Raw genomic sequence first — 21,023 nt, 5'->3', positions numbered from 1 at the left:
GGTCGGGCGCGACCGTTCGGCGCCGGGCAGGGGCGGCCAGGTCGCCGCCAGCGCGTCGCGCCCGCGCATGCGCGTCCACCAGGCCGACAGCGCGCTGCGCCCGGCGAGCATCTCCGCGCCCTGCGGCGCCATCGCGAAATAGCCGATCATCGGCGCCACGTGCAGGTCGGCGAGCGAGAGCGCGTCGCCGGCGAGGAAGGGGCCGTCCGCCGCCACGAGCGCGTCGAGCGCCGCCAGGACCGGCGCGGCCTGCGCCAGGCCGGCCGCAACCTCCGCCCGGTCCTCCGCTTTGCCGGCCGCCGGCGCGAACACGGCCCCGGCGAAGACCTGCCGCACCAGCGGGCGATAGCCATAGCTGTCGATGACGGCGATCGCCTGGCTCATGCGCGCGCGCCGGCGCGGCGTGGCGGGTTGCAGGGGCGGGCCGTCGAACGCCTCGTCGACATAGCGGGCGATGGCGACCGTCTCGTAGACCGTGAAGCCGCCATGGACGAGCGCCGGCACGCGCCCGAACGGGTGCAGCGTCCGGTGCTCCGCCGGCATGTCGGCGGCGAACGGGTCGACCTCGTGCCAGCCATACGCCACGCCCTTTTCGCTCAGCGTCAGCCGCGCGATCCAGGAATAGACCGAGTGGCGATAGCCGTGCACGACCGGCTGCCCGGACGGCATCGTCGCCGTGCCTCTTCCCATGCGCCGCCTCCTCCTGTAACAGGCGCGGGTTGCCTGCGGCATCGGGCCGCCGGAGTGCCGTGCCATGATCGCTTAAACCGGATCCGATCGCCCCCGCGCAAGCGCATGCGCGACGCGGATCCCGTTCGTCGTCCCGAAGAAACAGCGATCAGGCGGTTCCCATGCACGGCCCCGACCCCATGACCCCGCATCCGATGCCCGGCCACGACCGGGTCGGCTTCCTCAAGCCGATCGTCGACCGGCCCAACATCGAGATCGGCGACTACACCTATTACGACGATCCCGACGGGCCCGAGCGCTTCGTCGACAAGTGCGTCCTCTACCACTACCCGTTCGTCGGCGACAGGCTGGTCATCGGCCGGTTCTGCGCGCTCGCCGCGGGGCTTGCCTTCGTGATGAACGGCGCCAACCACGCGATGACCGGCTTTTCCACCTTTCCCTTCAACATCTTCGGCAATGGCTGGGAGGAGGGCTTCGACCCGGCCGCCTGGAGTGCCGGGCTGCGCGGCGACACCGTGGTCGGCAACGACGTGTGGATCGGCATGCAGGCGACGATCCTGCCGGGCGTGACGATCGGCGACGGCGCCATCGTCGCGGCGAAGGCCGTGGTCGGCAGCGACGTGCCGCCCTATGCCGTCGTCGCCGGCAATCCGGCGCGCGTGGTGCGCATGCGCTTCGACGAGGCGACGGTGGCGCGGCTTCTCGCGGTCGCCTGGTGGCACTGGCCGGCCGGGCGCATCGGCCGCAATCTCGACGCGATCCGCGGCGCCGACATCGCGCGGCTGGAGCAGGCGGCGTGAGCGGTCCGGATGCCAAGCCGGCCGGCGGGCTGTTCACCCGGCCCTGGGCCTTCCTGCTCGGCGTGCCGGCAATGCGCATCCTGCCGCCGCAGGGGCCGCCCGAGATCGCCTTCGCCGGCCGCTCCAACGTCGGCAAGTCGTCGCTGATCAACGCGCTGCTCGGCCGCCGCGGCCTGGCGCGCACCTCAAACACGCCGGGCCGCACGCAGGAGCTCAACTTCTTCGTGCCCGAGCCGCGCGAGCCGGGCGCCGCGCCGCCGGTCGCGCTGGTCGACATGCCGGGTTACGGCTATGCCCGCGCGCCGAAGGACAAGGTCGACAACTGGACGCGGCTGGTCTTCGACTATCTGCGCGGCCGCGTCACGCTGAAGCGCGTCTATCTGCTGGTCGACGCGCGCCACGGCGTGAAGAAGAACGACGAGGAGGTGATGGAGCTGCTCGACAAGGCGGCCGTCTCCTACCAGGTGGTGCTGACCAAGACCGACAAGATCAAGGCGCCGGCCGTCGCCCGCCTGGTCGAGGAGACCGCGCGGCGCATCGCCCGGCGGCCCGCCGCCTATCCGGTGGTGATCGCCACCTCGGCGGAGAAGGGCACCGGCATCGAGGCGCTGCGCGCGGCGATCGCCGAGGCGGTCGGCCTCGACTGAGCGATCGACGCGCGACGGCCGCCACGCCGCCCGCAGGTCGGGCGCGGCGGCCGTGCAGCCCCACCGCTGTGGGCGGTCGGATCAGGCCGGCGTGGCCGGACGGAAGGCGAGCGCGACGCCGTTGATGCAGTGGCGCTTGCCGGTCGGCGGCGGCCCGTCGTCGAAGATGTGGCCGAGATGGCCGCCGCAGCGGCGGCAGTGGCACTCGGTGCGCACCATGAAGAAGGAGCGGTCCTCCTTGGTGCCGATCGCGTCGTCGAGCGCGGCCCAGAAGCTCGGCCAGCCGGTGCCCGAATCGAACTTGGTCTCGGACGAGTAGAGCGGCAGGTCGCAGCCGGCGCAGTGGTAGAGGCCCTCGCGCTTCTCCTCGTTGAGCGGGCTGGTGAAGGCGCGCTCGGTCGCCTCCTCGCGCAACACGGCATACTGCTCGTCGGTCAGCAGCCGGCGCCACTCCTGCTCCGTGCGGGTGATCTCGAAGCTCTCGGCCCGGGCGTTGTGGCCGGGCTGGCGCCGCAGCGCCAGCGAACCGCCCGTCAGAACGGCGACGGCGCCGGCCGAGGCGTACAGGAAAGTGCGGCGTTTCATGCGGTTTCTCCCTTTACCGCACTCTAGGCGGCGGGCCGGTCACGGCCAAATCAACTCGCCTTGAGGCGCGGTCTTCGGAGGGGGAAGCCCGCACCGGCCAGGGTGCAGCGCAGGCCGGTGCGGGCACGGCCCGCCGGGGCGGCGGTGGGGGGACCCGAACCGCTGCCCCGGCGGACGCGTCGGCGATCACATCTTGGGCAGCAGCACCGTGTCGATGACGTGGATCACGCCGTTCGACTGGTCGACGTCGGCGATCGTGACGGTGGCCACGTTGCCGTTCTCGTCCTCGAGCATCACCTTGCCGTCCATCGTCTTGGCGGTCAGCGTGCAGCCGCCCACCGTCTCGACCGGATGCGCGCCGCCGTCGTCCTCGATCATCTGCACGACGTCCGCCGCCATCGCCTCGGCGGCGACCACGTGGCAGGTGAGAATGGTGGCGAGCTGCTCCTTGTTCTCCGGCTTCAGCAGGTCCTCGACCGTGCCGTCCGGTAGCTTCTCGAAAGCGGCGTTGGTCGGCGCGAACACGGTGAACGGCCCGTCGCCCGACAGCGTCTCGGCAAGGCCGGCGGCCTGCACCGCGGCGACCAGCGTGGTGTGGTCGGCGGAGTTGGCGGCGTTCTCGACGATGGTCTTGTCGGCGTACATCTCCGCGCCGCCGACCATCGGGTTTTCGGCCTGGGCGGCGCCGACGAGGGCGCCGAGCGCCACGGCGCCGGCGAGGAAGGGGGCAGTGAACTTGCGCATGGATATCGCTCCTTTGCGTTTGCGTTCGTCCGCTTGGGGGACGCGCCTAGTCACGGAGCCGGCAGGAGAAAGTTTCGCGGCCGCGGCGAAAAATGCCGCAACGGCAGGCGCGCGGCCGCCGCCGCGGCGCTTGCGGCCCGCGTGCCGAAGGACGGCCGGATGCGGAAGCTAGATCGTCTTGAGGTCGCCGAGCGCGACGACGGGGCCGGTCGGCGCGCCGCTCGGCGAGCCGCCCGGCGGCTCGGTGCTGATCGCCAGCACCGCGCCCTCGTCGATCGCGGTGCGCAGCGCCTCCGACACCGCCAGGTGGACGTTGGAGCCGACCGGGATGACGCCGAGCGAGCGCGGCTCGGTCCCGTCCTGGATCACCCACAGCTCGAAGTCGCGGCCTTCCGGCCGTGCGCCGGTGACGTGCGACAGGCCGACATCGTTCTCGCGCGCGTCGTAGACGACGAAATAGTGCACGTCGGTGTCGTCGTGCGACAGCGAGGCGACGTAGCGCTGCTCGGGCTGCGGGCCGCCGAGCGGACCGAGCATGAGGACGGACACGGCGACGACGAGGGCGGCGAGCGAGGCGACCGCCAGGCCGCGCCACAGCGCCAGGCTGCTCCACAGGCCGCCGGCGGGCGCCCGGCGCGCCGGCTCGGCCGGGAACAGCGCGCTGTCGAGCGCGCGCTTGACGGAGGCCGGCGGCTCGACCTCGTCATAGTCGGCGGCCAGCGGCGACAGCCGCAGCTCCCACGAATCGACCAGCCGCGCGAAAGCCGGATCGCTGTCGATCCGCCGCGCCGCGGCCTGCCGTTCGTCCGCCGGCAGAACGCCCAGAACGTATTCGGCGGCGACGAGGTCGTCGCTACCGCGTTCCGGTTCGTTGTGGTCCGCCGGGCTCATCGTTCCAGGCATTCCCTCAGTTTGATCAGGCTGCGTCGCAGCCAGGTTCGCATCGTGTTGAGCGGCACCTCGAAGCGCTCGGCCAGTTCGGCGTAGCTGTCGCCGTTCAGATAGGCGCCGCGCACCGCCGACGCACGGTCGGTTTCGAGCTCGCCGAGACAGCGGTCGATCTGCGCACGCACGCTCGAGGATTCCGCCTCCGCCTCCGGTCCGGGTCGCGGGTCGGCCGTCTCCACCGCCTGGTCGAGGTCGGCCGTCTTGACGCGCTTGGCGCGGATGCGGTCGATCGAATGGTTGCGGGCGACGGCGACAAGCCAGGAGATCGGGCTCAGCTCCGACACCGCGAAGCGGTCGGCCTTGGTCCAGATCTTCGCGTAAACCTCCTGCAACGCGTCCTCGGCCTCGCCGCGGTCGTTCAAGATACGCAGGCACACGCCGAAGAGTTTCGCGCTGGTGCGCCGATAAAGCAGATCGAAGGCGGCCCGATCCTTCATCGAGACGCGGACGATGAGCTTCGTGATCTCCTCCGGCGACATGGCGCCAACCTACTGGATCCGCGCGGTTTTGCAACGCGGGAGAATGTCCGTTTCGGCATGCCGCGCACGTTGCCAGCCCGCCGCCGGCCGGCTAGCCTCGCGCCGAGGGAGAGGCGGATGAGCGTGGAACGGCTGCTCTGGCAGGAGGACGCGACCGGCCTGGCACGGCTGGTCAACCGCGGCGAGGTGACGCCGCTCGAGCTGGTCGAGGCCGCCATCGGCCGCGCCGAGCGCACCAATGGCGAGATCAACGCCGTCGCCGAGCCGCTCTACGACCAGGCGCGCCGGCAGGCCGCCGCGCTCGACCGTGCGCTGCCCTTCGCAGGGGTACCGACCGCGCTCAAGGATCTCGGCCTGGCGGTCGCCGGCGTGCCGACCCATTCGGGCAGCCGCGTGCCGCCCTTCGTGCCCGATTTCGATTCGGTGCTGACGGCGCGCTACCGCGCCGCCGGGCTGGTGCCGATCGCCACCAGCACCACGCCGGAGGCCGGCCTGCGCCTGGTCACCGAATCGCGCGCCTTCGGCGCCACCCGCAATCCCTGGAACACCGGCCACACGACCGGCGGCTCGTCGGGCGGCGCGGCCGCGCTGGTGGCGGCCGGCGTGGTGCCGGTCGCGCACGCCTCCGACGGCGGCGGCTCGATCCGCGTGCCGGCCGCCTGCACCGGCCTCGTCGGCCTCAAGCCCTCGCGCGGCCGCGTACCGCTGACGCCGCTCGAATCGGAGGCCTGGTTCGGCCTCACCGTGCAGCACGCCGTCACCCGCTCGGTGCGCGACTGCGCCGCGCTGCTCGACCTGGTCTCGCCGCCCGACGCGCTGACGCCCTATGTCGCGCGGCCGCCGCGCGAGAGCTTCGCCGCGGCCGCCGCGCGCGAGCCCGGCCGGCTGCGCATCGGCGTCAGCCGCACCTCGCCGCTCGGCCTGCCGGTCTCGGCCGAGACCATGCAGGCGCTCGACAGCGCCGCCGATCTCGCCCGCGCGGGCGGCCACGCGGTCGAGGAGGTCGACCTGGCCTTCGTCGGCCGCGACTTCATGGCCGATTTCGCCCGCCTCGTCGCCGCCGCGACCGCCGGCGCCATGCGGCTCGAGGCCGCGCGGCTCGGCCGCAGCGTGCTCGGCGAGCTCGAGCGCGCCACCCGCGTGATGGCGCGCTTCGGCGAGCTCGTCTCCGGCGGCGCGCTGACCGCCGCGCAAGGCCGGCTCAACGCGCTGTCGCGCCGCATCCTCAGCGAGACCGCCGGCTACGACGCGGTTCTGGTGCCGCTGCTCGCCCATCCGCCGGTCGCCGTCGGCGCCATGCAGGCGAGCGGCGTCGACGCCGCCGTCGAGGACATGCTCGACCGGCTGCGGCTGACGCCGCTGCTGCGCTTCGAGCGTTTTCTCGGCCAGCTCATGGACAAGAGCCTGTGGTTCACCCACTGGTCGCCGGTGCAGAACGTCACCGGCCAGCCGGCGATCGCGCTTCCCGTGCACGTCACCGAGGCCGGCCTGCCGCTCGGCGTGCAGGCGGTCGGCCGGCTCGGCGACGAGGAGACGCTGCTGTCGCTGGCCGGGCAGATGGAGCGCCTGTCGGGCTGGACGTCGCGGCGCGCGCCCTTTCACGTGCCGGAATGAGGGCGCGGCGTTTGCGGTCGCCGGCGATTGCCACTATGAGGATTGCCGCCCATCCGCCCGAGGACCCCATGACCGACGCCGCGCCGACCAACGCCGAGGACCAGGCCCGCCTGCTTTCGGCCGCGCTGCCCTACATGCAGCGCTACGAGAACAAGACCGTAGTGGTGAAATATGGCGGCCACGCCATGGGCGATCCGACGCTCGGCCGGGCCTTCGCGCGGGACATCGCGCTGCTGAAGCAGTCGGGCGTCAACCCGATCGTCGTGCATGGCGGCGGGCCGCAGATCGCGGCCATGCTCAAGAAGATGGGCATCGAATCGAAGTTCGAGGGCGGCCTGCGCGTCACCGACCGCAGCACGGTCGAGATCGTCGAGATGGTGCTCGCCGGCTCGATCAACAAGGAGATCGTCGCGCTCATCAACGCGGAGGGCGAGTGGGCCATCGGCCTGTGCGGCAAGGACGGCAACATGGTGTTCGCCGAAAAGGCGCACAAGACCGTCACCGATCCCGATTCCAACATCGAGCGGGTGCTCGATCTCGGCTTCGTCGGCGAGCCGGTCGAGGTCGACCGCACGCTGCTCGACCTGCTCGCCCATTCCGAGATGATCCCCGTCATCGCTCCGGTCGCGCCGGGCCGCGACGGCCACACCTACAACATCAACGCCGACACCTTCGCCGGCGCCATCGCCGGCGCGGTCGAGGCGCAGCGCCTGCTGTTCCTGACCGACGTGCCGGGCGTGCTCGACCGCGGGGGCAAGCTGCTCGACGAGCTGACGGTCGCCGAGGCGCGCGCGCTGATCGCCGACGGCACGATCTCCGGCGGCATGATCCCCAAGGTCGAGACCTGCATCCAGGCGATCGAGCGCGGCGTGCAGGGCGTCGTCATCCTCAACGGCAAGACCGCGCACGCGGTGCTTCTGGAGCTGTTCACCGAGCACGGCGCCGGCACGCTGATCACGCCCTGAGCGCTGCCGGGCGCCTCAGCCGACCAGCAGCAGGACGACGATGCCGGCGGCCACCAGCACGCAGCCGGCCGTCTCGCTCGGCGTGATGCGCTCGCGGAAGAACAGCACCGACGAGGCGAAGGTGAACAGCAGCTCGACCTGGGCCAGCGCCTTGACGATCGCCGCCTGCTGCAGCGTCATCGCCATGAACCAGCCGAAGGAGGCCGACGCGCCGGCCAGCCCGACGATAAGCGACGGCTTCCAGGCGGCCGCGATGCGGGCGAACTCGGCGCGCTCGCGCCAGGCCATCCAGACCAGCATCAGCGCCGTCTGCAGCGCGATGGTGAAGGCGAGCGTCACCGCCGCCTGCATCATGAAGTTGGGCCCGCCGAGCGCCAGCGAGGCCGCCCGGTAGGCGACGGCGGCGACGCCGAACAGCGCGCCCGAGGCGAGCCCGATCAGCGCGTTGCGGCCGAAGAGCGCGCGCGCCAGGCCGCGCCGGCCGAGCGGGCTGTCGGAGACCGACAGAAGCATCACGCCGAACACCGAGATGGCGATCGCCGCCAGGGCGCCGGCGCTCGCCCGTTCGCCGAGGAAGACCAGGCCGAGGACCGCGGCCTGCGCCGGCTCGGTGCGCGAATAGGCGGTGCCGACGGCGAAGTTGCGGAACGAGAACAGGTGGACGAGCAGGAATGTGGCGCCGATCTGGCTGACGCCGCCGGCGACCACCCACAGCGCGAAGCCGCCGTTCGGCCGCGGCAGCGCATGGCCGAAGGCGAGATGCAGCACGGCGACGAACAGGAACGCGAAGGGCAGGCCGAAGCCGAAGCGCACGAAGGTCGCGCCCGTCGTGCCCATCACGCCCTTGAGATGCTTCTGCATCGCCGAGCGCACGTTCTGCAGGAACGCCGCGGCGATGGTGATCGGTATCCACAGTTCCATGAAAGGCCCCCGCCGCGAGATTTAGGCCGGCGGCGCGGACCCTGGCAAGCGTGCGCTGCGGCTCAGGCCGCGATGGCCGCGTCGGGCGGCAGCACGACGCGGTTGCGGCCGCGCCGCTTGGCCTCGTAGAGGCGCTGGTCGGCCTCGCGCAGCACCTCCGACAGGCGCGCATCCGCCTGCCAGCGCGCCGCGCCGACGCTGACGGTCAGCCGCAGCGGGATGCCCGCATCGGTGCGCAGGGCGATCGCTTCGGTGGCGCTGCGCATGCGTTCGGCGACGGCCGCCGCATCGGCCAGGTCGGCGCTCTCCACGAAGACGCCGAACTCCTCGCCGCCCAGCCGGCCGAGCGCGTCGCCGTCGCGCACCGAGGCGTGCAGCGCCCGGGCGATGGCGCGTAGCGCCGCGTCGCCGGTCGGGTGGCCGTGCCGGTCGTTGATCTGCTTGAAGTCGTCGGCATCGACGATCAGCAGCGTGCCGGGCCGGCCCTCGCGGCGCGCCCGGCGCAGCGTGTCGAAGAAGGCTTCGCGGTTGAGCATGCCGGTCATGTCGTCGTGGCGCGCCTTCTCGGCGAGCTGGGCATGCATGGCGGACAGCGCGCCATGCGCGGCGGCGAGCTCTTCGTGCGCCCGGCGCAGATCCGCGTTCGCCTGCCTCAGCAGCAGGCGCTGGCGTTCGGTGTACAGGCTGATCGGAAAGGCGACGATCGCCGGGCACAGGAGGCACATGGCGATGGTGATCGGCCCGACGCCGCCGCCGAGCATGGGCACCACCAGGTAGGCGATGCCGAGCGAGGCGATCGCCGCCAGCACGGTGATCAAAACTGAACGCAGAACGGTGTGACGCATGACCGGACTCCCCACGCGCCGCTGCATGCCATAGATGGGTTTCCATTCCGTGTCCGCGCCGCGCGGCATTTGACGGGGCGGGGCGGCATCGGCCAGAAGGACGCCATGACGGACAAACCAGACGCCGCACGCTTCGCCCATGTCAGGGAATGGGTGTTCGACCTCGACAACACGCTCTATCCGCACCACTCGAACCTGTTCGCGCAGATCGACGTGCGCATGACGCGCTATGTCTCGGAGCTGCTCAGCCTGCCGCGCGAGGAGGCGCGCCGGCTGCAGAAGGCGCTCTACAAGGAATACGGCACCACGCTGCGCGGGCTGATGGAGCGCCACGCCATCGACCCGGACGACTTCCTGGAGAAGGTGCACGACATCGACTACTCCTGGATCGATCCCGATCCGGCGCTCGGCGAGGCGATCCGCGCCCTGCCGGGGCGCAAGTTCATCTTCACCAACGGCGACCGCGGCCACGCCGAGCGCACCGCGCGGCAGCTCGGCATCCTCGACCATTTCGACGACATCTTCGACATCGTCGCGGCCGGCCTGCAGCCCAAGCCGGCGCGCGAGACCTACGACAAGTTCCTGGCGCTGCACCGGGTGGCGGGACCGGACGCGGTGATGTTCGAGGATCTGGCGCGCAACCTCGCCGTGCCGAAGGCGCTCGGCATGACGACGGTGCTCATCGTGCCGCGCAACCTCGAGCCGACCTTCTCGGAGATCTGGGAAAGCGATCCGGACCACACCGACGACGTCGACTACGTGACCGACGATCTCGCCGGCTTCCTGAATGCGCTCGCCGCGCCGAGGGCGGCGGAGAAGAGCTAGCGTCCGCCGCTCAGCGCCGCCGGCCGGCCTCCTCGCCCTCGCCGGGCTCCTCGGTGCCGTCCTCGCCGATCAGCCGGCCGTCGGAGTGAACCCGCCTGTCGGTGCGCCGGATCGGCCGGTCGAGCGCGCCGTCATTGCCGCCTGTCTCGGTGTCGGCGGTCGTGCCGTCGCGTTCCGGCTCGTTGCGGTCCGTCTCGTCGTGCTTGTCGTCGTCGCGTGTGCGGCCCGCGACGTCTGGCTTGCCCGCCATCGTGCTGCTCCTCGTCTCGCGGCGCGCCGTGGGTGCCTGCGGCACGGTGGCGCAGGTCGCTCTCGTTTTTCCGGCCGGGTGCCTCAGCGCCGCGACCGGTCGTTGTTCTCGGCCGCCCGCGCGACCACGCGCTCGGTGCGCGAGGGACGCCTGAAGAGCCGGAACAGGGCGCCGATGCCGCGGTTGGCGCGGGCGTCGTCCTCCAGCCTCTCGGCCTGGCTGTCGCGCTCGGCATCGCGCGCCCGCTCGGGCTGCGAGCGGGTGTCGGTGTCGTGGCCCAGATCCTTGGCCTGCTGATGCCGCATCATGGCGTCGTCGGAATCGGTCCTGCCGGACATGGCGCGTCTCCTTTGGCCGGAGAACGCATCAGCGGGCCGCCCGTTCCCGGATGGCGACCGCGCGGCGCCCGTCAGTCCTCGTAGAAGTCGGCGATGATCTTCCAGGCCTCCTCGGCCGTGTCGACGAAGCTGATGAGCCGTTCGTCGCCGGGCGAGATGGTGCCCTGTTCGGACAGGAAGTCGAGGTCGATCGCCCGCTTCCAGAAGGCGCGGCCGAACAGCAGCACCGGCACGTGCTCCATGCGTCCGGTCTGGATCAGCGTCAGCGTCTCGAACAGCTCGTCCATGGTGCCGAAGCCGCCGGGAAACACCGCCACCGCCTTGGCCCGCATCATGAAATGCATCTTGCGGATGGCGAAGTAGTGGAAGTTGAAGCACAGCTCCGGCGTGACGTAGCGGTTCGGCGCCTGCTCGTGCGGCAGCACGATGTTGAGGCCGATCGACGGCGCGCCGCAGTCGGCGGCGCCGCGGTTGCCCGCCTCCATCACGCCCGGCCCGCCGCCGGTCACGACGACGAACTCGCGATAGTAGGACATCGCCGAGTGCTGCGAGCAGAGCTGCGCGAAGTTGCGCGCCTCCGCGTAGTAGCGGCTGTTTTCGAGCAGGTTCTTCTTCTGCGTCTCGTTCTTGGCCGCCCACGCCTCGCCGCCCGGCTCGGGGATGCGCGCGCCGCCGAACAGGATGACGGTGGAGCGGATGCCGCGCTCGGCCAGAACCATCTCGGTCTTGAGCAGCTCGAGCTGCAGCCGCACCGGCCGCAGCGCGCGCTGCGTCATGAAGTCCTCGTCGTTCCAGGCCAGCCGATACGTCGCCGCCCGCGTCTGCGGCGTGTCGGGCACGCTGCGCGCGCGCTTGAGGTCCTCGTCCGAATGCGGCAGCGGTGTCCAGCCCGCCTGGTCCGTCGGCTCCATGCCGTCCCTGTGTCCCCGCTGCGGCGCCATCCCGGGCGCCTACCAGATTGACCCCCCTCGGCGCTTCGCATAGGTTCCGCGCCGGCTTTCGGGTCGTTGTCGTCGAAGGCTAGTGCGCACCCCCTTAACAGCTCGTGTAGCGGAGCCCCGATGATGATGAAGACCGACCTCGCGGCCCTCGAGACCACCATCGAAGAGGCGTTCGAAAACCGCGATTCGGTCGACACCGGCACCCGCGGCGCGGTGCGCGAGGCGGTCGACGAGGCGCTCGACCTGCTCGACCGCGGCGCCGCCCGCGTCGCCGAGCGCGACGCCGACGGCCGCTGGCACGTCAACGAGTGGCTCAAGAAGGCGGTGCTGCTGTCCTTCCGGCTCAACCCGATGGCGGTCATCAAGGGCGGCCCGGACGACGCGCGCTGGTGGGACAAGGTGCCCTCCAAGTTCGACGGCTGGAACGCCGAGGCGTTCGAGCGCGCCGGCTTCCGCGCGGTGCCCAACTGCGTGGTGCGGCGCTCCGCCTTCGTCGCGCCCGGCGCGGTGCTGATGCCGAGCTTCGTCAATCTCGGCGCCTATGTCGGCGCCGGCACCATGGTCGACACCTGGGCGACCGTCGGCTCGTGCGCGCAGATCGGCGCCAACGTCCACCTGTCGGGCGGCGTCGGCATCGGCGGCGTGCTGGAGCCGATGCAGGCGACCCCGACCATCATCGAGGACGGCTGCTTCATCGGCGCCCGCTCGGAGGTGGTGGAAGGCTGCATCGTGCGCGAGGGCTCGGTGCTCGGCATGGGCGTCTACATCGGCAAGTCGACCAAGATCGTCGACCGCGAGAGCGGCGAGATCTTCTACGGCGAGGTGCCGCCCTACTCGGTGGTCGTGTCGGGCGCGCTGCCCGGCAAGCCGCTGCCCGGCAAGGACTGGGGCCCGAGCCTCTACTGCGCGGTGATCGTCAAGCGGGTCGACGAGAAGACGCGCGCCAAGACGTCGATCAACGAGCTGCTGCGCGACTGACCGGCGGGAGGAACCGCGGTGAGCGGCAGGCAGATCCTTTGGCTGTTCTTCGGCTTTTCCGGACGCGTCAGCCGGGCGGCCTATTTCCTGGCCGGGCTGCTGCTCGTCGTCCTGCAGATGTTCTTTCTCTACCGCTTCGCGCTGGCGCCGCAGGAGAGCCCGGCGAGCGAGACCTGGGCGCTCGGCTTCTGGGTCATCCTGCTGGTCTCGATGTGGTCCTATGTGGCGCTCGGCGTGAAGCGGCTGCACGATTTCGGCAAGCCCGGCATCTTCGCCCTCAGCCTGTTCATCCCGGTCGTGTCGATCATCGCCTTCATCCTGTTCTGCATCTATCCCGGCGACGAGGGGGCCAACCAGTACGGCACGCGGACCAACGCCGAGCGATAGCGCCTCGGGCGCCTTGGTGACAGGCGCCGGCGGTTCGATTATCCCTGCCGGCATGAGCCTTCCGACCGACCCCGCCGAAAACCTCGCCGCGCTGATCCGCTGCCCCTCCGTCACGCCGGACGAGGGCGGCGCGCTCGCCGCGCTCGAAACCATGCTGGCGCCGCTCGGCGCACGCGTCGACCGCCCGGTGTTCGCCGCCGCCGGCACGCAGGCGGTGGAGAACCTCTATGCCCGCATCGGCGCGGCGGGGCCGCATCTGATGTTCGCCGGCCACACCGACGTGGTGCCGCCGGGCGACGCGGCCGCCTGGACGCACCCGCCGTTCTCGGCCGCCGTCGCCGACGGCATGATGTATGGCCGCGGCGCCGTCGACATGAAGGGCGGCATCGCCTGCTTTGTCGCCGCGCTTGCCCGGCTGGTGGCCGAGGATGGCCCGCCGTCGGGCTCGGTGTCGCTGCTCGTGACCGGCGACGAGGAGGGGCCGGCGGTCAACGGCACCGAGCCGCTGCTCGCCTGGGCGGCCGGCCGCGGCGAGCGCTGGGATGCCGCCCTGGTCGGCGAGCCGACCAACCCCGAGGCGCTCGGCGACATGATCAAGATCGGCCGCCGCGGCTCGCTGTCGGGCGTCGTCACGGTGACCGGCCGGCAGGGCCACGTCGCCTATCCGCATCTGGCCGACAATCCGGTGCGCGGCCTCATCGCGCTGTGCGAGGCGCTGCTCGAGCCGGCCTTCGACGCCGGCACGGAGCATTTCCAGCCGAGCAATCTCGAGATCACCAGCCTCGACGTCGGCAACCCGGCGACCAACGTCATTCCGCAGAGCGCGCGGGCGACCTTCAACATCCGCTTCAACGACACCTGGGACGCGGAAACCGTGCGCGCGGAGATCGCCGCGCGGCTGGCCCGCGCGGCCGCCTCCGGCCGGCTGCGGCCCGGCCGCGCCGAGCCGGTCGACCACGCGCTGGCGTGGACCGGCCGGGCGAGCCCGGTGTTCCTGACGCGCGACGATGCGCTGATCGACACGCTGGCCGGCGCGGTCGCCGCGGAGACCGGCCGGCAGCCGGCGCTGTCGACCTCCGGCGGCACCTCGGACGCCCGCTTCATCAAGGATCACTGCCCGGTGGTCGAATTCGGCCTGGTCGGCCGCACCATGCACATGGTCGACGAGCGCGTCGCGCTCGACGATCTCGAACGGCTGACGCGCATCTATCTGCGCTTCCTGCGCGACTGGTTCTGACCGTGCCCCCGGCCGACGATATCCAGCGCTATCTGGGCGGCGTGTGGCAGGTGATGACCGGCCGGCCGGACGGCATGCGCCGGCTCGACCTTTCGGCCGACGGCTTCTGGAATTCCTTCTTCGCCATCGTCGTGGCGCTGCCGGCGCTGGCGATCGGCTGGGTGTCGGTGCTGCACGAGTTCGTGCCGGCCGATGCCGGCGCCGGCGCCGCCGTCGCGGTGGCGCTGCGCCTGGCGGTCATCGACCTCGGCTCCTGGATCGTGCCGCTGGCCGTGCTGGCCGCCGTTTCCGGACCGCTCGGCATCGGCGACCGCTTCGTGCCCTATGTCGTGGCCTCCAACTGGGCCTCGGTGATCCTGGTGTGGATCACCCTGCCGCCGGCCCTGCTGCGGCTTGCCTTTCCGGCGACCGAAGGGTTCGCCGCTCTCCTGTCGCTCGGTCTGTTCGCGCTGTCGATGGTGCTGTTGTGGCGGCTGACGGTGATCGCCATCGACCGCGGCACCGGCGTGGCCGCCGGCGTCTATTTCGGCATGCTCGGCCTGTCGCTCGCCGTCCTGTTCGCGCTGCAGGGCCTGTTCGGTCTCACGCCGGTGCCGGCGTGACGGCGTCGCCGTAGTCGACCGCCACGAGGTAGAGCCCCTGCGGCGGCGCCACCGGGCCGCAGGACGCGCGGTCGCGGGCGGCGAGGGCGGCGGCCACGTCGGCCCGGCTCCAGGCGCCTTCGCCGACGCGCTTCAGCGTGCCGACCATCGAGCGCACCTGGTTGTGCAGGAACGAGCGCGCCGAGGCGCGCACCAGGATCTCGTCGCCCGCACGCGTCACCTCCAGCCGGTCGAGCGTCTTGAGCGGGCTCCTGGCCTGGCACTGCACCGAGCGGAAGGTGGTGAAGTCGTGCAGGCCGACCAGTGCCTGGCCGGCGGCCTGCATGGCCGCGGCGTCGAGCGGGCGGGCGACGTGCCAAACCCGGCCGCGCGCCAGCGCGGCCGGCGCGCGGCGGTTGAGGATGCGATAGAGATAGTGCCGGGCGGTGGCGGAGAAGCGGGCGTCGAAATCGCCGGCCGCCGGTGCGGCCGCCAGGACGCTCACCGCCGCGCCGGCCATCGACAGATGGGCGTTGAGCGCGTCGCGCACGGTATCGGCCGGCCAGTCGCGGGCGAGGTCGACATGCGCAACCTGGCCGAGCGCGTGCACGCCGGTGTCGGTGCGCCCGGCGCCGCGCAGCCGCACCGTCTCGCCGCAGAAGCGTTCGATCGCCTCCTCGAGCGCCTGCTGCACCGAGGGCTGGCCGGCCTGGCGCTGCCAGCCGCAGAAGCCGGTGCCGTCATACTCGATCGTCAGGCGGAAGCGCGGCATTGCCGGTCAGAGCGCCTGGAAGGCGGCGGCGTAGACGAGCCGGCCGGCCTGCGGCGCCTCGCCGGTCGCGCGCGCCTGCAGCGCCGCGCCCTGAAAGGCGCTGTCGAAGCCGGCCGCGCGCGCATGGCTGTAGCCGAAGCGGCCGTAATAGGCGGGATCGCCGAGCACCAGGATCAGCGTCTCGCCGGCCGTCTCGAGCCGGAGATGCGCTTCGTCGATCAGCATTCCGCCGATGCCCTCGCGCTGGTGGTCCGGGTCGACCGGGAGCGGCGCCAGCGCCACGGCGGCGGCGCGGCCGGCGGGCGTCTCGACGGTCAGGCGCGAGAACAGGATGTGGCCGCGGATGTCGCCGTGCCGCTCGGCGACCAGCGACAGGACGACGTCGCCGTCGGCCGTCAGCCGCTCGACCAGCGCCGCCTCGTGCGGGCCGGCGAAGGCCCGCCGCAGCATGGCGAGCACGGCGGGACGGTCCTGCGGCGTCTCTTCGCGGATGACGACGGCGCTCATGGCAGGCGCGCTCCCGCCTGCAGGCCCGCGCCGCGCATGAAGGCGTCGCCGGCGACCGGCCGGCCGCCGGCACGCTGCACCTCGACCAGCCGCACCGCGCCGTCGCCGCAGGCGACCGTCGGCGCGGCGTCGAGCACCGCGCCGGCCGGCCCGGCACCGCCGGCAAGCGCCGTGCGCAGCACCTTGACGCGCTCGTCGCGGCCGCCGAGCGGCATCGGCGCCCAGGCGCCCGGCACCGGCGACAGCCCGCGCACATGGTCGTGCACGCGGCCGGCCGGCAGGCTCCAGTCGATGCGCGTCTCGCCCTTGGCGATCTTGGCCGCGTAGGTGACGCCGTCGGCCGGCTGCGGCGCCAGCGTCAGCGTGCCGGCCTCGAGCCGGGCCATTGCCTCGACCATCAGCCCGGCGCCGACCTGCATCAGCCGGTCGTGCAGCTCGCCGGCGGTGGTGTCCGGCCCGATCGCCACGCGCTCGGCGAGCGCCACCGGTCCGGTGTCGAGGCCTTCGTCCATCTTCATGACCATCATGCCGGTCTCCGCGTCGCCGGCCATCACGGCGCGCTGGATGGGCGCGGCGCCGCGCCAGCGCGGCAGCAGCGAGGCATGCCCGTTGTAGCAGCCGAGCCGGGTGCCGGCGAGGATCGGTGCCGGCAGGATGAGCCCGTAGGCGACCACCACCGCGGCGTCGGCCGCCAGCCCGGCGAAGGCCCGCTGCTCCTCCGGCGCCTTGAGCGAAACCGGCGTGCGCACGGCCAGGCCGAGCCGCTCGGCCGCCTGCTGCACCGGCGAAGGGGTGGCGGCGAGGCCGCGCCGGCCGCCGGCGCGCGGCGGCTGGGTGTAGACGGCGGCGATCGCGTGGCCGGCCGCGGCGAGCGCCTCGAGCGTCGGCACGGCGAAGTCGGGCGTGCCCATGAAGATCAGGCGAAGCGGCATCGCGACGGGTTCCTTGCGGGTTCGGGGCCGGCGGCCCCGATCCGCTTCAAGCCGCTCGCCGCCGCCCGGTCAAGGGCCGCGGCCTCAGCCGACCAGACGCGCCGGCTGGCGATCGCGCGCCAGCTTGCGGAAGCGGCGCACCACCATGTCGCGCTTGAGCTTGGAGATGTGGTCGATGAACAGCACGCCGTTGAGGTGGTCGATCTCGTGCTGCAGCGCCGTGGCGAGCAGGCCGTCGGCGACGAGCTCGCGGCTTTCGCCGGCGCGGTCGACATAGCGCACCGTCACGCCGGCCGGCCGCTCGACGTCGGCGTAGTAGTCGGGGATCGACAGGCAGCCTTCCTCGTGCACGTTCACGGCATCGCTGCTGGCGACGATCTCGGGGTTGATGAAGACCTGCGGCGCCGGCTCCTCCTCCTTGCCCGCCACGTCGATGACCAGCATGCGCAGCGGCTCGCCGATCTGGATGGCGGCCAGGCCGATGCCCGGCGCGTCGTACATAGTCTCCAGCATGTCGTCGGCGAGCGCACGCACGGCGTCGTCGACGCGCTCGACGGGCCGGGAGACCTGGCGCAGGACGGGATCGGGCAGGATGACGAGGGGACGGATGGCCATGCGCGTCAGGTAGTCGCTCGCCCGCGCGGCGTCAACTCGCCGTGCGCGCGGCCTGTTCCCCTTTTGGTCTTATAGGCGCGGCGCGAATCGTCTAGGCTGCGACGATGACCGATCTTTCCGCGCTGTTCGCCACGCCGCTCGCCACGCTCGGCGGCGCCACCGTCACGCTCGGCCACGCGGTGCTGTTCGGCGGCGCGCTGCTCGTCCTCGTCGCGGTCGCCGCGCTGTGGCGCGGCCAGGCCGCGCGCGCGGCGGCGGCCGATGCCCGGGCGCGCGAGGCGGAGGCGCGGATGGCCGAGATCGCCCGCGCCCAGGCCGAGATGCAGGGCCGCATCGGCAGCATGGCCGAGCTGCTCGGCAGCCGCCAGTCGGAGCTCGCCCGCACGCTCGGCGAGCGGCTCGACGGGCTGTCGACGCGCATCGGCAGCTCGATCAGCGAGCAGACCAGGTCGACGCACGAGAACCTGGCCAAGCTGCAGGAGCGGCTGGCGGTGATCGACACCGCGCAGGGCAACATCCAGGCGCTCGCCGGCCAGGTGGTGCAGCTCCAGCACATCCTGGCCAACAAGCAGACGCGCGGCGCCTTCGGCCAGTCGCGCATGGAGGCGATCATCGCCGACGGGCTGCCGCACCACGCCTACAGCTTCCAGGCGACGCTTTCCAACAACAGCCGGCCCGACTGCGTGGTGCGCATGCCCAACGGCGCCCCCTCGCTCGTCATCGACGCCAAGTTCCCGCTCGAATCCTGGCACGCCATCCGCGCGGCGGAGGAGGGCGAGGGCGGCGAGGCGCGCAAGGCCGCGCAGCAGGCCTTCCGCCGCGACGTCGAGGTGCACGTCAAGGCGATCGCCGAGAAGTACCTGATCACCGGCGAGACGCAGGACACCGCCTTCATGTTCGTGCCCTCGGAATCGATCTTCGCCGAGATCCACGAGAACTACGAGGCGCTGGTGCAGAAGGCGCACCGGGCGCGCGTCGTCATCGTCTCGCCGTCGCTGTTGATGCTGTCGATCCAGGTCATCCAGGCGGTGCTGAAGGACGCGCGCATGCGCGAGCAGGCGCATCTCATCCAGGCCGAGGTGGTGCGGCTGATGGCCGATGTCGGCCGGCTCGACGACCGCGTGCGCAAGCTGCAGCAGCACTTCCAGCAGGCCAACAAGGACGTCGACATGATCCTCACCTCGACCGACAAGGTCGTCAAGCGCGGCGCCCGCATCGAGGCGCTCGAGCTCGGCGGCGAGAGCGAGGGCGAGCGGCTGGCGGCGCCCGCCGACCGGTCGTCCGACAAGGCCGCCGGCAAGGAGACCGCGCGCGAGCGGCGCCCGGCGGCGGCCGAGACGACGACCGGCTCGCTGCGCCTCAGGCTGGTCGACGAGGAGTAGGCGCGACGGCCTCCGGAGCCGTGCTGCCTTTTGCCTGCGCGCAGATCGGCTCGACCGTGTTGTTTCGACGCGGTTGCGAACGGCGAAGCGGTATCCGTCGCCTGGAAACGCCCTAGCCTTGCGGCGCGTTGCCGGCGAGGCGGCCGGCGACCTCGGCCACCAGCGCGGCGTCGGCCTCCGCGCGCGGCTGCCGGGCGGCGACCAGGCAGGCCTGCGAGCGCAGGATGACGCCGTCGTCGAGCACCTTCAGGTGGTTGGCGGCGAGCGTCGCGCCGGTCGAGGTGATGTCGACGATGACGTCGGCCGAGCCGGCCGCCGGCGCGCCCTCGGTGGCGCCCAGGCTCTCGACGATGCGATAGACCTGGATGCCGTGCTTCTGCGAGAAGAACTGCTGCGTCAGCCGCCAGTATTTCGTGGCGATCCTGAGCCGCCGGCCGTGCCGGTGGCGGAACTCGGCCGCCACGTCGTCGAGGTCGGCCATCGTGGCGACGTCGAACCACACGTCGGGCACGGCCACCACCACGTCGGCGCGGCCGAAGCCGAGCCGGGCAGCGATCTCGACCTTGTCCGACCAGCCGGCGATCGTCTCGCGCACCAGGTCCTCGCCGGTGACGCCGAGGTCGACGGCGCCGCGGCCGAGCTCGCGGGCGATCTCGGAGGCCGACAGGAAGGCAACCTCCAGCCCGTCGAAGCCGGCGACGCGGGCGCTGTAGCGCCGGGCGTCCTGCGGCGCCTCGACCGTGAGGCCGGCCGCGGCGAGCGCGGCCAGCGCGTCCTCCTTGAGCCGGCCCTTGGAGGGCAGGGCGATCGTCACGCTCATCGCGGCCGCTCCCAGTGGCGCTCCACCCGGTCGAGCCAGACCGAGAAGCCGACGCCGGGGATCGGCTGCGGCGCGCCGAGCAGCGTCAGCAGCCGGTCGTAGCGGCCGCCGCCGGCGAGCGGCCGGGCCGCGCCGTCCGCGCCGTCCGGCAGCGCGATCTCGAAGACGAAGCCGGTGTAGTAGTCGAGCGGCCGGCCGAAGGCGGCGTCGAAGGCGATCGCGCCGTCCGGCAGGCCGTGCCCGGCGATCGCCGCCGCGCGGCCGGCGAAGGCGGCGATGGCGTCGTCGAGCACCAGCCCGGCCTCGTCGGCGAAGCCGGCGAGCGCGTCGGCCGCCCGGTCGAGCGGCGCGCGGATGGCAAGATAGGTCTGCAGCGCGGCGAGCGCGCCGTCGGCGATGCGCAGGCTGGCGAGCTGCGCGCGCTCGATCAGCCGCTGCGCGATCTCCTGCGGCGTGCGGCCGGCGCTGGGCGACAGGCCGGCAGCCTCCATCGCCTCGCCGACATGCGCCGTCAGCGCCGCCTCGTCGCCGGCGGCCACCAGCCGCGCCACCGGCCGCGGCAGCGGCGCGGCGGCCGGCGGGTCGGCGAGCTCGGCCAGCGCGTCGGCGAGCTTGTCCGGCGAGCCGAAGGCGCGCGTCAGCTTGGTCTGCCAGCCGGGCGGCAGGCCGAGCGCGGCCAGCACCGCCTCGAACATCGCCTGGTCGCCGAGCGTCACCGCGAGTCGGGCGGACGGCAGCAGCCGCTCGAGCAGGCCGTGCGCGTCGGCCAGCGAGCGCGCGTCCGCGGCCGCAATGTCGGCGTCGCCGAGATCCTCGATGCCGGCTTGGTAGAACTCGTTGCCGCCGGCGCGGCGCTGCCGGAACACCTCGCCGAGATAGCCGTAGCGGCGCGGCGTGGCGGCGCGGCTTTCGATGTGGTCGCGGCACACGGGAATCGTGAACTCCGGCCGCAGGCACAGCGCCTCGCCGCTCTCGCTCTCGGTCAGGAAGACGCGCCGGCGCAGGTCCTCGCCGGCCATGTCGAGAAACGGGTCGGCCGGCTGGATGACCGGCAGCTCGACCGGCGGCGCGCCGCGCTCGCGAAGATGCGCCAGGATGTCCGGCGCGAAGGCGGGGTAGCGCGGGCTCATGCCGGCGCGGGGGCCGTGCGTCCCCCCTCTGGCTTGCCGGCCGTTGCCCTGGCACGGGGGGCGGGCGCCGGCGCTCTTCGGCACCGAACC

Annotated in this window: 26 protein-coding genes; 10 read left to right on the top strand and 16 right to left on the bottom strand. The window is 72.4% G+C overall.

Translation table 11 applies throughout. The annotated features are described in order from the left end of the window. The coding region (locus N1F89_RS08635; RefSeq protein WP_290083389.1) for a glutathione S-transferase family protein at positions 1–690 on the bottom strand (690 nt) is incomplete at its 3' end. Between the two features lie 161 nt (positions 691–851). Between N1F89_RS08635 and N1F89_RS08630 the strand changes: the two genes are divergently transcribed. Both N1F89_RS08630 and yihA read left to right on the top strand, forming a co-directional pair. After that, entirely contained in the window at positions 852–1,490 is a 639-nt protein-coding gene (locus N1F89_RS08630) for a CatB-related O-acetyltransferase (protein WP_290083387.1), read from the top strand. Then, on the top strand, positions 1,487–2,137 hold the full coding sequence (gene yihA / locus N1F89_RS08625) for a ribosome biogenesis GTP-binding protein YihA/YsxC (RefSeq protein ID WP_290083386.1): 651 nt from the start codon (positions 1,487–1,489) through the stop codon (positions 2,135–2,137). The genes N1F89_RS08630 and yihA overlap by 4 nt, the downstream gene beginning before the upstream one ends. A gap of 81 nt (positions 2,138–2,218) precedes the next feature. On the opposite strand, the gene msrB is transcribed toward yihA, so the two are convergent. The 4 genes from msrB to N1F89_RS08605 all read right to left on the bottom strand — a co-directional run bounded on the left by msrB (position 2,219) and on the right by N1F89_RS08605 (position 4,893). Next, the gene (gene msrB, locus N1F89_RS08620) at positions 2,219–2,722 is read right to left on the bottom strand and encodes a peptide-methionine (R)-S-oxide reductase MsrB (RefSeq protein ID WP_290083384.1); all 504 of its coding nucleotides are present in this window, start codon (positions 2,720–2,722) and stop codon (positions 2,219–2,221) included. Between the two features lie 186 nt (positions 2,723–2,908). Then, positions 2,909–3,466 (bottom strand): fasciclin domain-containing protein, encoded by a 558-nt coding sequence (locus N1F89_RS08615; RefSeq protein WP_290083383.1) that lies wholly within the window; start codon positions 3,464–3,466, stop codon positions 2,909–2,911. Between the two features lie 168 nt (positions 3,467–3,634). Further along, on the bottom strand, positions 3,635–4,357 hold the full coding sequence (locus tag N1F89_RS08610; RefSeq protein WP_290083382.1) for an anti-sigma factor: 723 nt from the start codon (positions 4,355–4,357) through the stop codon (positions 3,635–3,637). Then, entirely contained in the window at positions 4,354–4,893 is a 540-nt protein-coding gene (locus tag N1F89_RS08605) for a sigma-70 family RNA polymerase sigma factor (RefSeq protein WP_290083380.1), read from the bottom strand. The genes N1F89_RS08610 and N1F89_RS08605 overlap by 4 nt, the downstream gene beginning before the upstream one ends. A gap of 117 nt (positions 4,894–5,010) precedes the next feature. On the opposite strand from N1F89_RS08605, the gene N1F89_RS08600 reads away from it, so the two are divergent. Beyond that, positions 5,011–6,507: an amidase gene (locus N1F89_RS08600; protein WP_290083378.1), complete on the top strand. Its 1,497-nt coding sequence runs from the start codon at positions 5,011–5,013 to the stop codon at positions 6,505–6,507. Between the two features lie 68 nt (positions 6,508–6,575). Beyond that, positions 6,576–7,472 carry an acetylglutamate kinase gene (gene argB / locus N1F89_RS08595; protein ID WP_290083376.1) on the top strand — a complete coding sequence of 299 codons (897 nt, stop codon included), beginning with the start codon at positions 6,576–6,578 and terminating at the stop codon, positions 7,470–7,472. A 15-nt stretch (positions 7,473–7,487) separates the two neighbouring features. On the opposite strand, the gene N1F89_RS08590 is transcribed toward argB, so the two are convergent. After that, positions 7,488–8,393 carry a DMT family transporter gene (locus N1F89_RS08590; protein WP_290083374.1) on the bottom strand — a complete coding sequence of 302 codons (906 nt, stop codon included), beginning with the start codon at positions 8,391–8,393 and terminating at the stop codon, positions 7,488–7,490. A 62-nt stretch (positions 8,394–8,455) separates the two neighbouring features. Continuing rightward, entirely contained in the window at positions 8,456–9,238 is a 783-nt protein-coding gene (locus N1F89_RS08585) for a GGDEF domain-containing protein (protein WP_290083372.1), read from the bottom strand. A gap of 105 nt (positions 9,239–9,343) precedes the next feature. Here N1F89_RS08585 and N1F89_RS08580 point away from each other — a divergent pair, with 105 nt between their 5' ends. Further along, positions 9,344–10,063 (top strand): pyrimidine 5'-nucleotidase, encoded by a 720-nt coding sequence (locus tag N1F89_RS08580; protein ID WP_290083370.1) that lies wholly within the window; start codon positions 9,344–9,346, stop codon positions 10,061–10,063. A gap of 10 nt (positions 10,064–10,073) precedes the next feature. On the opposite strand, the gene N1F89_RS08575 is transcribed toward N1F89_RS08580, so the two are convergent. The 3 genes from N1F89_RS08575 to N1F89_RS08565 form a co-directional block, all read right to left on the bottom strand. Further along, a complete protein-coding gene (locus N1F89_RS08575; RefSeq protein ID WP_290083368.1) occupies positions 10,074–10,313 on the bottom strand; it encodes a hypothetical protein in 240 nt (79 codons plus the stop codon). Between the two features lie 83 nt (positions 10,314–10,396). After that, positions 10,397–10,651: a hypothetical protein gene (locus tag N1F89_RS08570; protein WP_290083366.1), complete on the bottom strand. Its 255-nt coding sequence runs from the start codon at positions 10,649–10,651 to the stop codon at positions 10,397–10,399. Between the two features lie 71 nt (positions 10,652–10,722). Continuing rightward, a complete protein-coding gene (locus tag N1F89_RS08565; protein ID WP_290083364.1) occupies positions 10,723–11,562 on the bottom strand; it encodes an LOG family protein in 840 nt (279 codons plus the stop codon). A 153-nt stretch (positions 11,563–11,715) separates the two neighbouring features. On the opposite strand from N1F89_RS08565, the gene dapD reads away from it, so the two are divergent. Genes dapD through N1F89_RS08545 form a run of 4 tightly spaced genes read left to right on the top strand, consistent with a single transcriptional unit; the run spans position 11,716 to position 14,796 of the window. Further along, positions 11,716–12,570, top strand: coding sequence for a 2,3,4,5-tetrahydropyridine-2,6-dicarboxylate N-succinyltransferase (gene dapD / locus N1F89_RS08560; protein ID WP_290083395.1), 855 nt, complete (start codon positions 11,716–11,718; stop codon positions 12,568–12,570). A gap of 18 nt (positions 12,571–12,588) precedes the next feature. After that, positions 12,589–12,957 (top strand): DUF805 domain-containing protein, encoded by a 369-nt coding sequence (locus tag N1F89_RS08555; protein ID WP_290083363.1) that lies wholly within the window; start codon positions 12,589–12,591, stop codon positions 12,955–12,957. Positions 12,958–13,009: 52 nt separating this feature from the next. Next, positions 13,010–14,194 carry a succinyl-diaminopimelate desuccinylase gene (dapE, locus tag N1F89_RS08550; RefSeq protein WP_290083361.1) on the top strand — a complete coding sequence of 395 codons (1,185 nt, stop codon included), beginning with the start codon at positions 13,010–13,012 and terminating at the stop codon, positions 14,192–14,194. Between the two features lie 2 nt (positions 14,195–14,196). Further along, complete coding sequence (locus N1F89_RS08545) at positions 14,197–14,796, top strand: transporter (protein ID WP_290083360.1); 600 nt, start codon at positions 14,197–14,199, stop codon at positions 14,794–14,796. Here the strand turns inward: N1F89_RS08545 and truA are convergent. From truA to def, 4 genes are all read right to left on the bottom strand, one after another. Continuing rightward, positions 14,777–15,547 (bottom strand): tRNA pseudouridine(38-40) synthase TruA, encoded by a 771-nt coding sequence (gene truA, locus N1F89_RS08540; RefSeq protein WP_290083358.1) that lies wholly within the window; start codon positions 15,545–15,547, stop codon positions 14,777–14,779. The genes N1F89_RS08545 and truA overlap by 20 nt on opposite strands. A 6-nt stretch (positions 15,548–15,553) precedes the next feature. Next, positions 15,554–16,054 (bottom strand): N-acetyltransferase, encoded by a 501-nt coding sequence (locus N1F89_RS08535; RefSeq protein ID WP_290083356.1) that lies wholly within the window; start codon positions 16,052–16,054, stop codon positions 15,554–15,556. Next, the gene (gene fmt, locus N1F89_RS08530; RefSeq protein WP_290083355.1) at positions 16,051–16,986 is read right to left on the bottom strand and encodes a methionyl-tRNA formyltransferase; all 936 of its coding nucleotides are present in this window, start codon (positions 16,984–16,986) and stop codon (positions 16,051–16,053) included. Before fmt ends, N1F89_RS08535 begins: the two co-directional genes overlap by 4 nt. A gap of 84 nt (positions 16,987–17,070) precedes the next feature. Beyond that, the gene (def, locus tag N1F89_RS08525) at positions 17,071–17,601 is read right to left on the bottom strand and encodes a peptide deformylase (protein WP_290083353.1); all 531 of its coding nucleotides are present in this window, start codon (positions 17,599–17,601) and stop codon (positions 17,071–17,073) included. Positions 17,602–17,705: 104 nt separating this feature from the next. Between def and rmuC the strand changes: the two genes are divergently transcribed. Beyond that, on the top strand, positions 17,706–18,983 hold the full coding sequence (rmuC, locus tag N1F89_RS08520; RefSeq protein WP_290083350.1) for a DNA recombination protein RmuC: 1,278 nt from the start codon (positions 17,706–17,708) through the stop codon (positions 18,981–18,983). A gap of 112 nt (positions 18,984–19,095) precedes the next feature. Here the strand turns inward: rmuC and hisG are convergent, their stop codons facing one another. Next, positions 19,096–19,803 carry an ATP phosphoribosyltransferase gene (gene hisG, locus N1F89_RS08515; protein WP_290083348.1) on the bottom strand — a complete coding sequence of 236 codons (708 nt, stop codon included), beginning with the start codon at positions 19,801–19,803 and terminating at the stop codon, positions 19,096–19,098. Beyond that, positions 19,800–20,933, bottom strand: a complete 1,134-nt coding sequence (locus N1F89_RS08510) for an ATP phosphoribosyltransferase regulatory subunit (RefSeq protein ID WP_290083345.1) — start codon at positions 20,931–20,933, stop codon at positions 19,800–19,802. The genes hisG and N1F89_RS08510 overlap by 4 nt, the downstream gene beginning before the upstream one ends. Between the last annotated feature and the right edge of the window lie 90 nt (positions 20,934–21,023).

This window comes from Aquibium sp. A9E412 (assembly GCF_030398335.1).
GTDB lineage: Bacteria > Pseudomonadota > Alphaproteobacteria > Rhizobiales > Rhizobiaceae > A9E412.
The sequence above is the reverse complement of the archived record's forward strand: the minus strand, read 5'-3'. Positions and strand labels throughout refer to the sequence as shown.

Coding starts and splice junctions, on each gene's coding strand:
- N1F89_RS08630 (WP_290083387.1), top strand. CDS start 852: ATGCACGGCCCCGACCCCATGACCCCGCATCCGATGCCCGGCCACGAC.
- msrB (WP_290083384.1), bottom strand. CDS start 2,722: ATGAAACGCCGCACTTTCCTGTACGCCTCGGCCGGCGCCGTCGCCGTT.
- N1F89_RS08615 (WP_290083383.1), bottom strand. CDS start 3,466: ATGCGCAAGTTCACTGCCCCCTTCCTCGCCGGCGCCGTGGCGCTCGGC.
- N1F89_RS08610 (WP_290083382.1), bottom strand. CDS start 4,357: ATGAGCCCGGCGGACCACAACGAACCGGAACGCGGTAGCGACGACCTC.
- N1F89_RS08605 (WP_290083380.1), bottom strand. CDS start 4,893: ATGTCGCCGGAGGAGATCACGAAGCTCATCGTCCGCGTCTCGATGAAG.
- N1F89_RS08600 (WP_290083378.1), top strand. CDS start 5,011: ATGAGCGTGGAACGGCTGCTCTGGCAGGAGGACGCGACCGGCCTGGCA.
- argB (WP_290083376.1), top strand. CDS start 6,576: ATGACCGACGCCGCGCCGACCAACGCCGAGGACCAGGCCCGCCTGCTT.
- N1F89_RS08590 (WP_290083374.1), bottom strand. CDS start 8,393: ATGGAACTGTGGATACCGATCACCATCGCCGCGGCGTTCCTGCAGAAC.
- N1F89_RS08585 (WP_290083372.1), bottom strand. CDS start 9,238: ATGCGTCACACCGTTCTGCGTTCAGTTTTGATCACCGTGCTGGCGGCG.
- N1F89_RS08580 (WP_290083370.1), top strand. CDS start 9,344: ATGACGGACAAACCAGACGCCGCACGCTTCGCCCATGTCAGGGAATGG.
- N1F89_RS08575 (WP_290083368.1), bottom strand. CDS start 10,313: ATGGCGGGCAAGCCAGACGTCGCGGGCCGCACACGCGACGACGACAAG.
- N1F89_RS08570 (WP_290083366.1), bottom strand. CDS start 10,651: ATGTCCGGCAGGACCGATTCCGACGACGCCATGATGCGGCATCAGCAG.
- N1F89_RS08565 (WP_290083364.1), bottom strand. CDS start 11,562: ATGGAGCCGACGGACCAGGCGGGCTGGACACCGCTGCCGCATTCGGAC.
- dapD (WP_290083395.1), top strand. CDS start 11,716: ATGATGAAGACCGACCTCGCGGCCCTCGAGACCACCATCGAAGAGGCG.
- dapE (WP_290083361.1), top strand. CDS start 13,010: ATGAGCCTTCCGACCGACCCCGCCGAAAACCTCGCCGCGCTGATCCGC.
- truA (WP_290083358.1), bottom strand. CDS start 15,547: ATGCCGCGCTTCCGCCTGACGATCGAGTATGACGGCACCGGCTTCTGC.
- N1F89_RS08535 (WP_290083356.1), bottom strand. CDS start 16,054: ATGAGCGCCGTCGTCATCCGCGAAGAGACGCCGCAGGACCGTCCCGCC.
- fmt (WP_290083355.1), bottom strand. CDS start 16,986: ATGCCGCTTCGCCTGATCTTCATGGGCACGCCCGACTTCGCCGTGCCG.
- def (WP_290083353.1), bottom strand. CDS start 17,601: ATGGCCATCCGTCCCCTCGTCATCCTGCCCGATCCCGTCCTGCGCCAG.
- rmuC (WP_290083350.1), top strand. CDS start 17,706: ATGACCGATCTTTCCGCGCTGTTCGCCACGCCGCTCGCCACGCTCGGC.
- hisG (WP_290083348.1), bottom strand. CDS start 19,803: ATGAGCGTGACGATCGCCCTGCCCTCCAAGGGCCGGCTCAAGGAGGAC.
- N1F89_RS08510 (WP_290083345.1), bottom strand. CDS start 20,933: ATGAGCCCGCGCTACCCCGCCTTCGCGCCGGACATCCTGGCGCATCTT.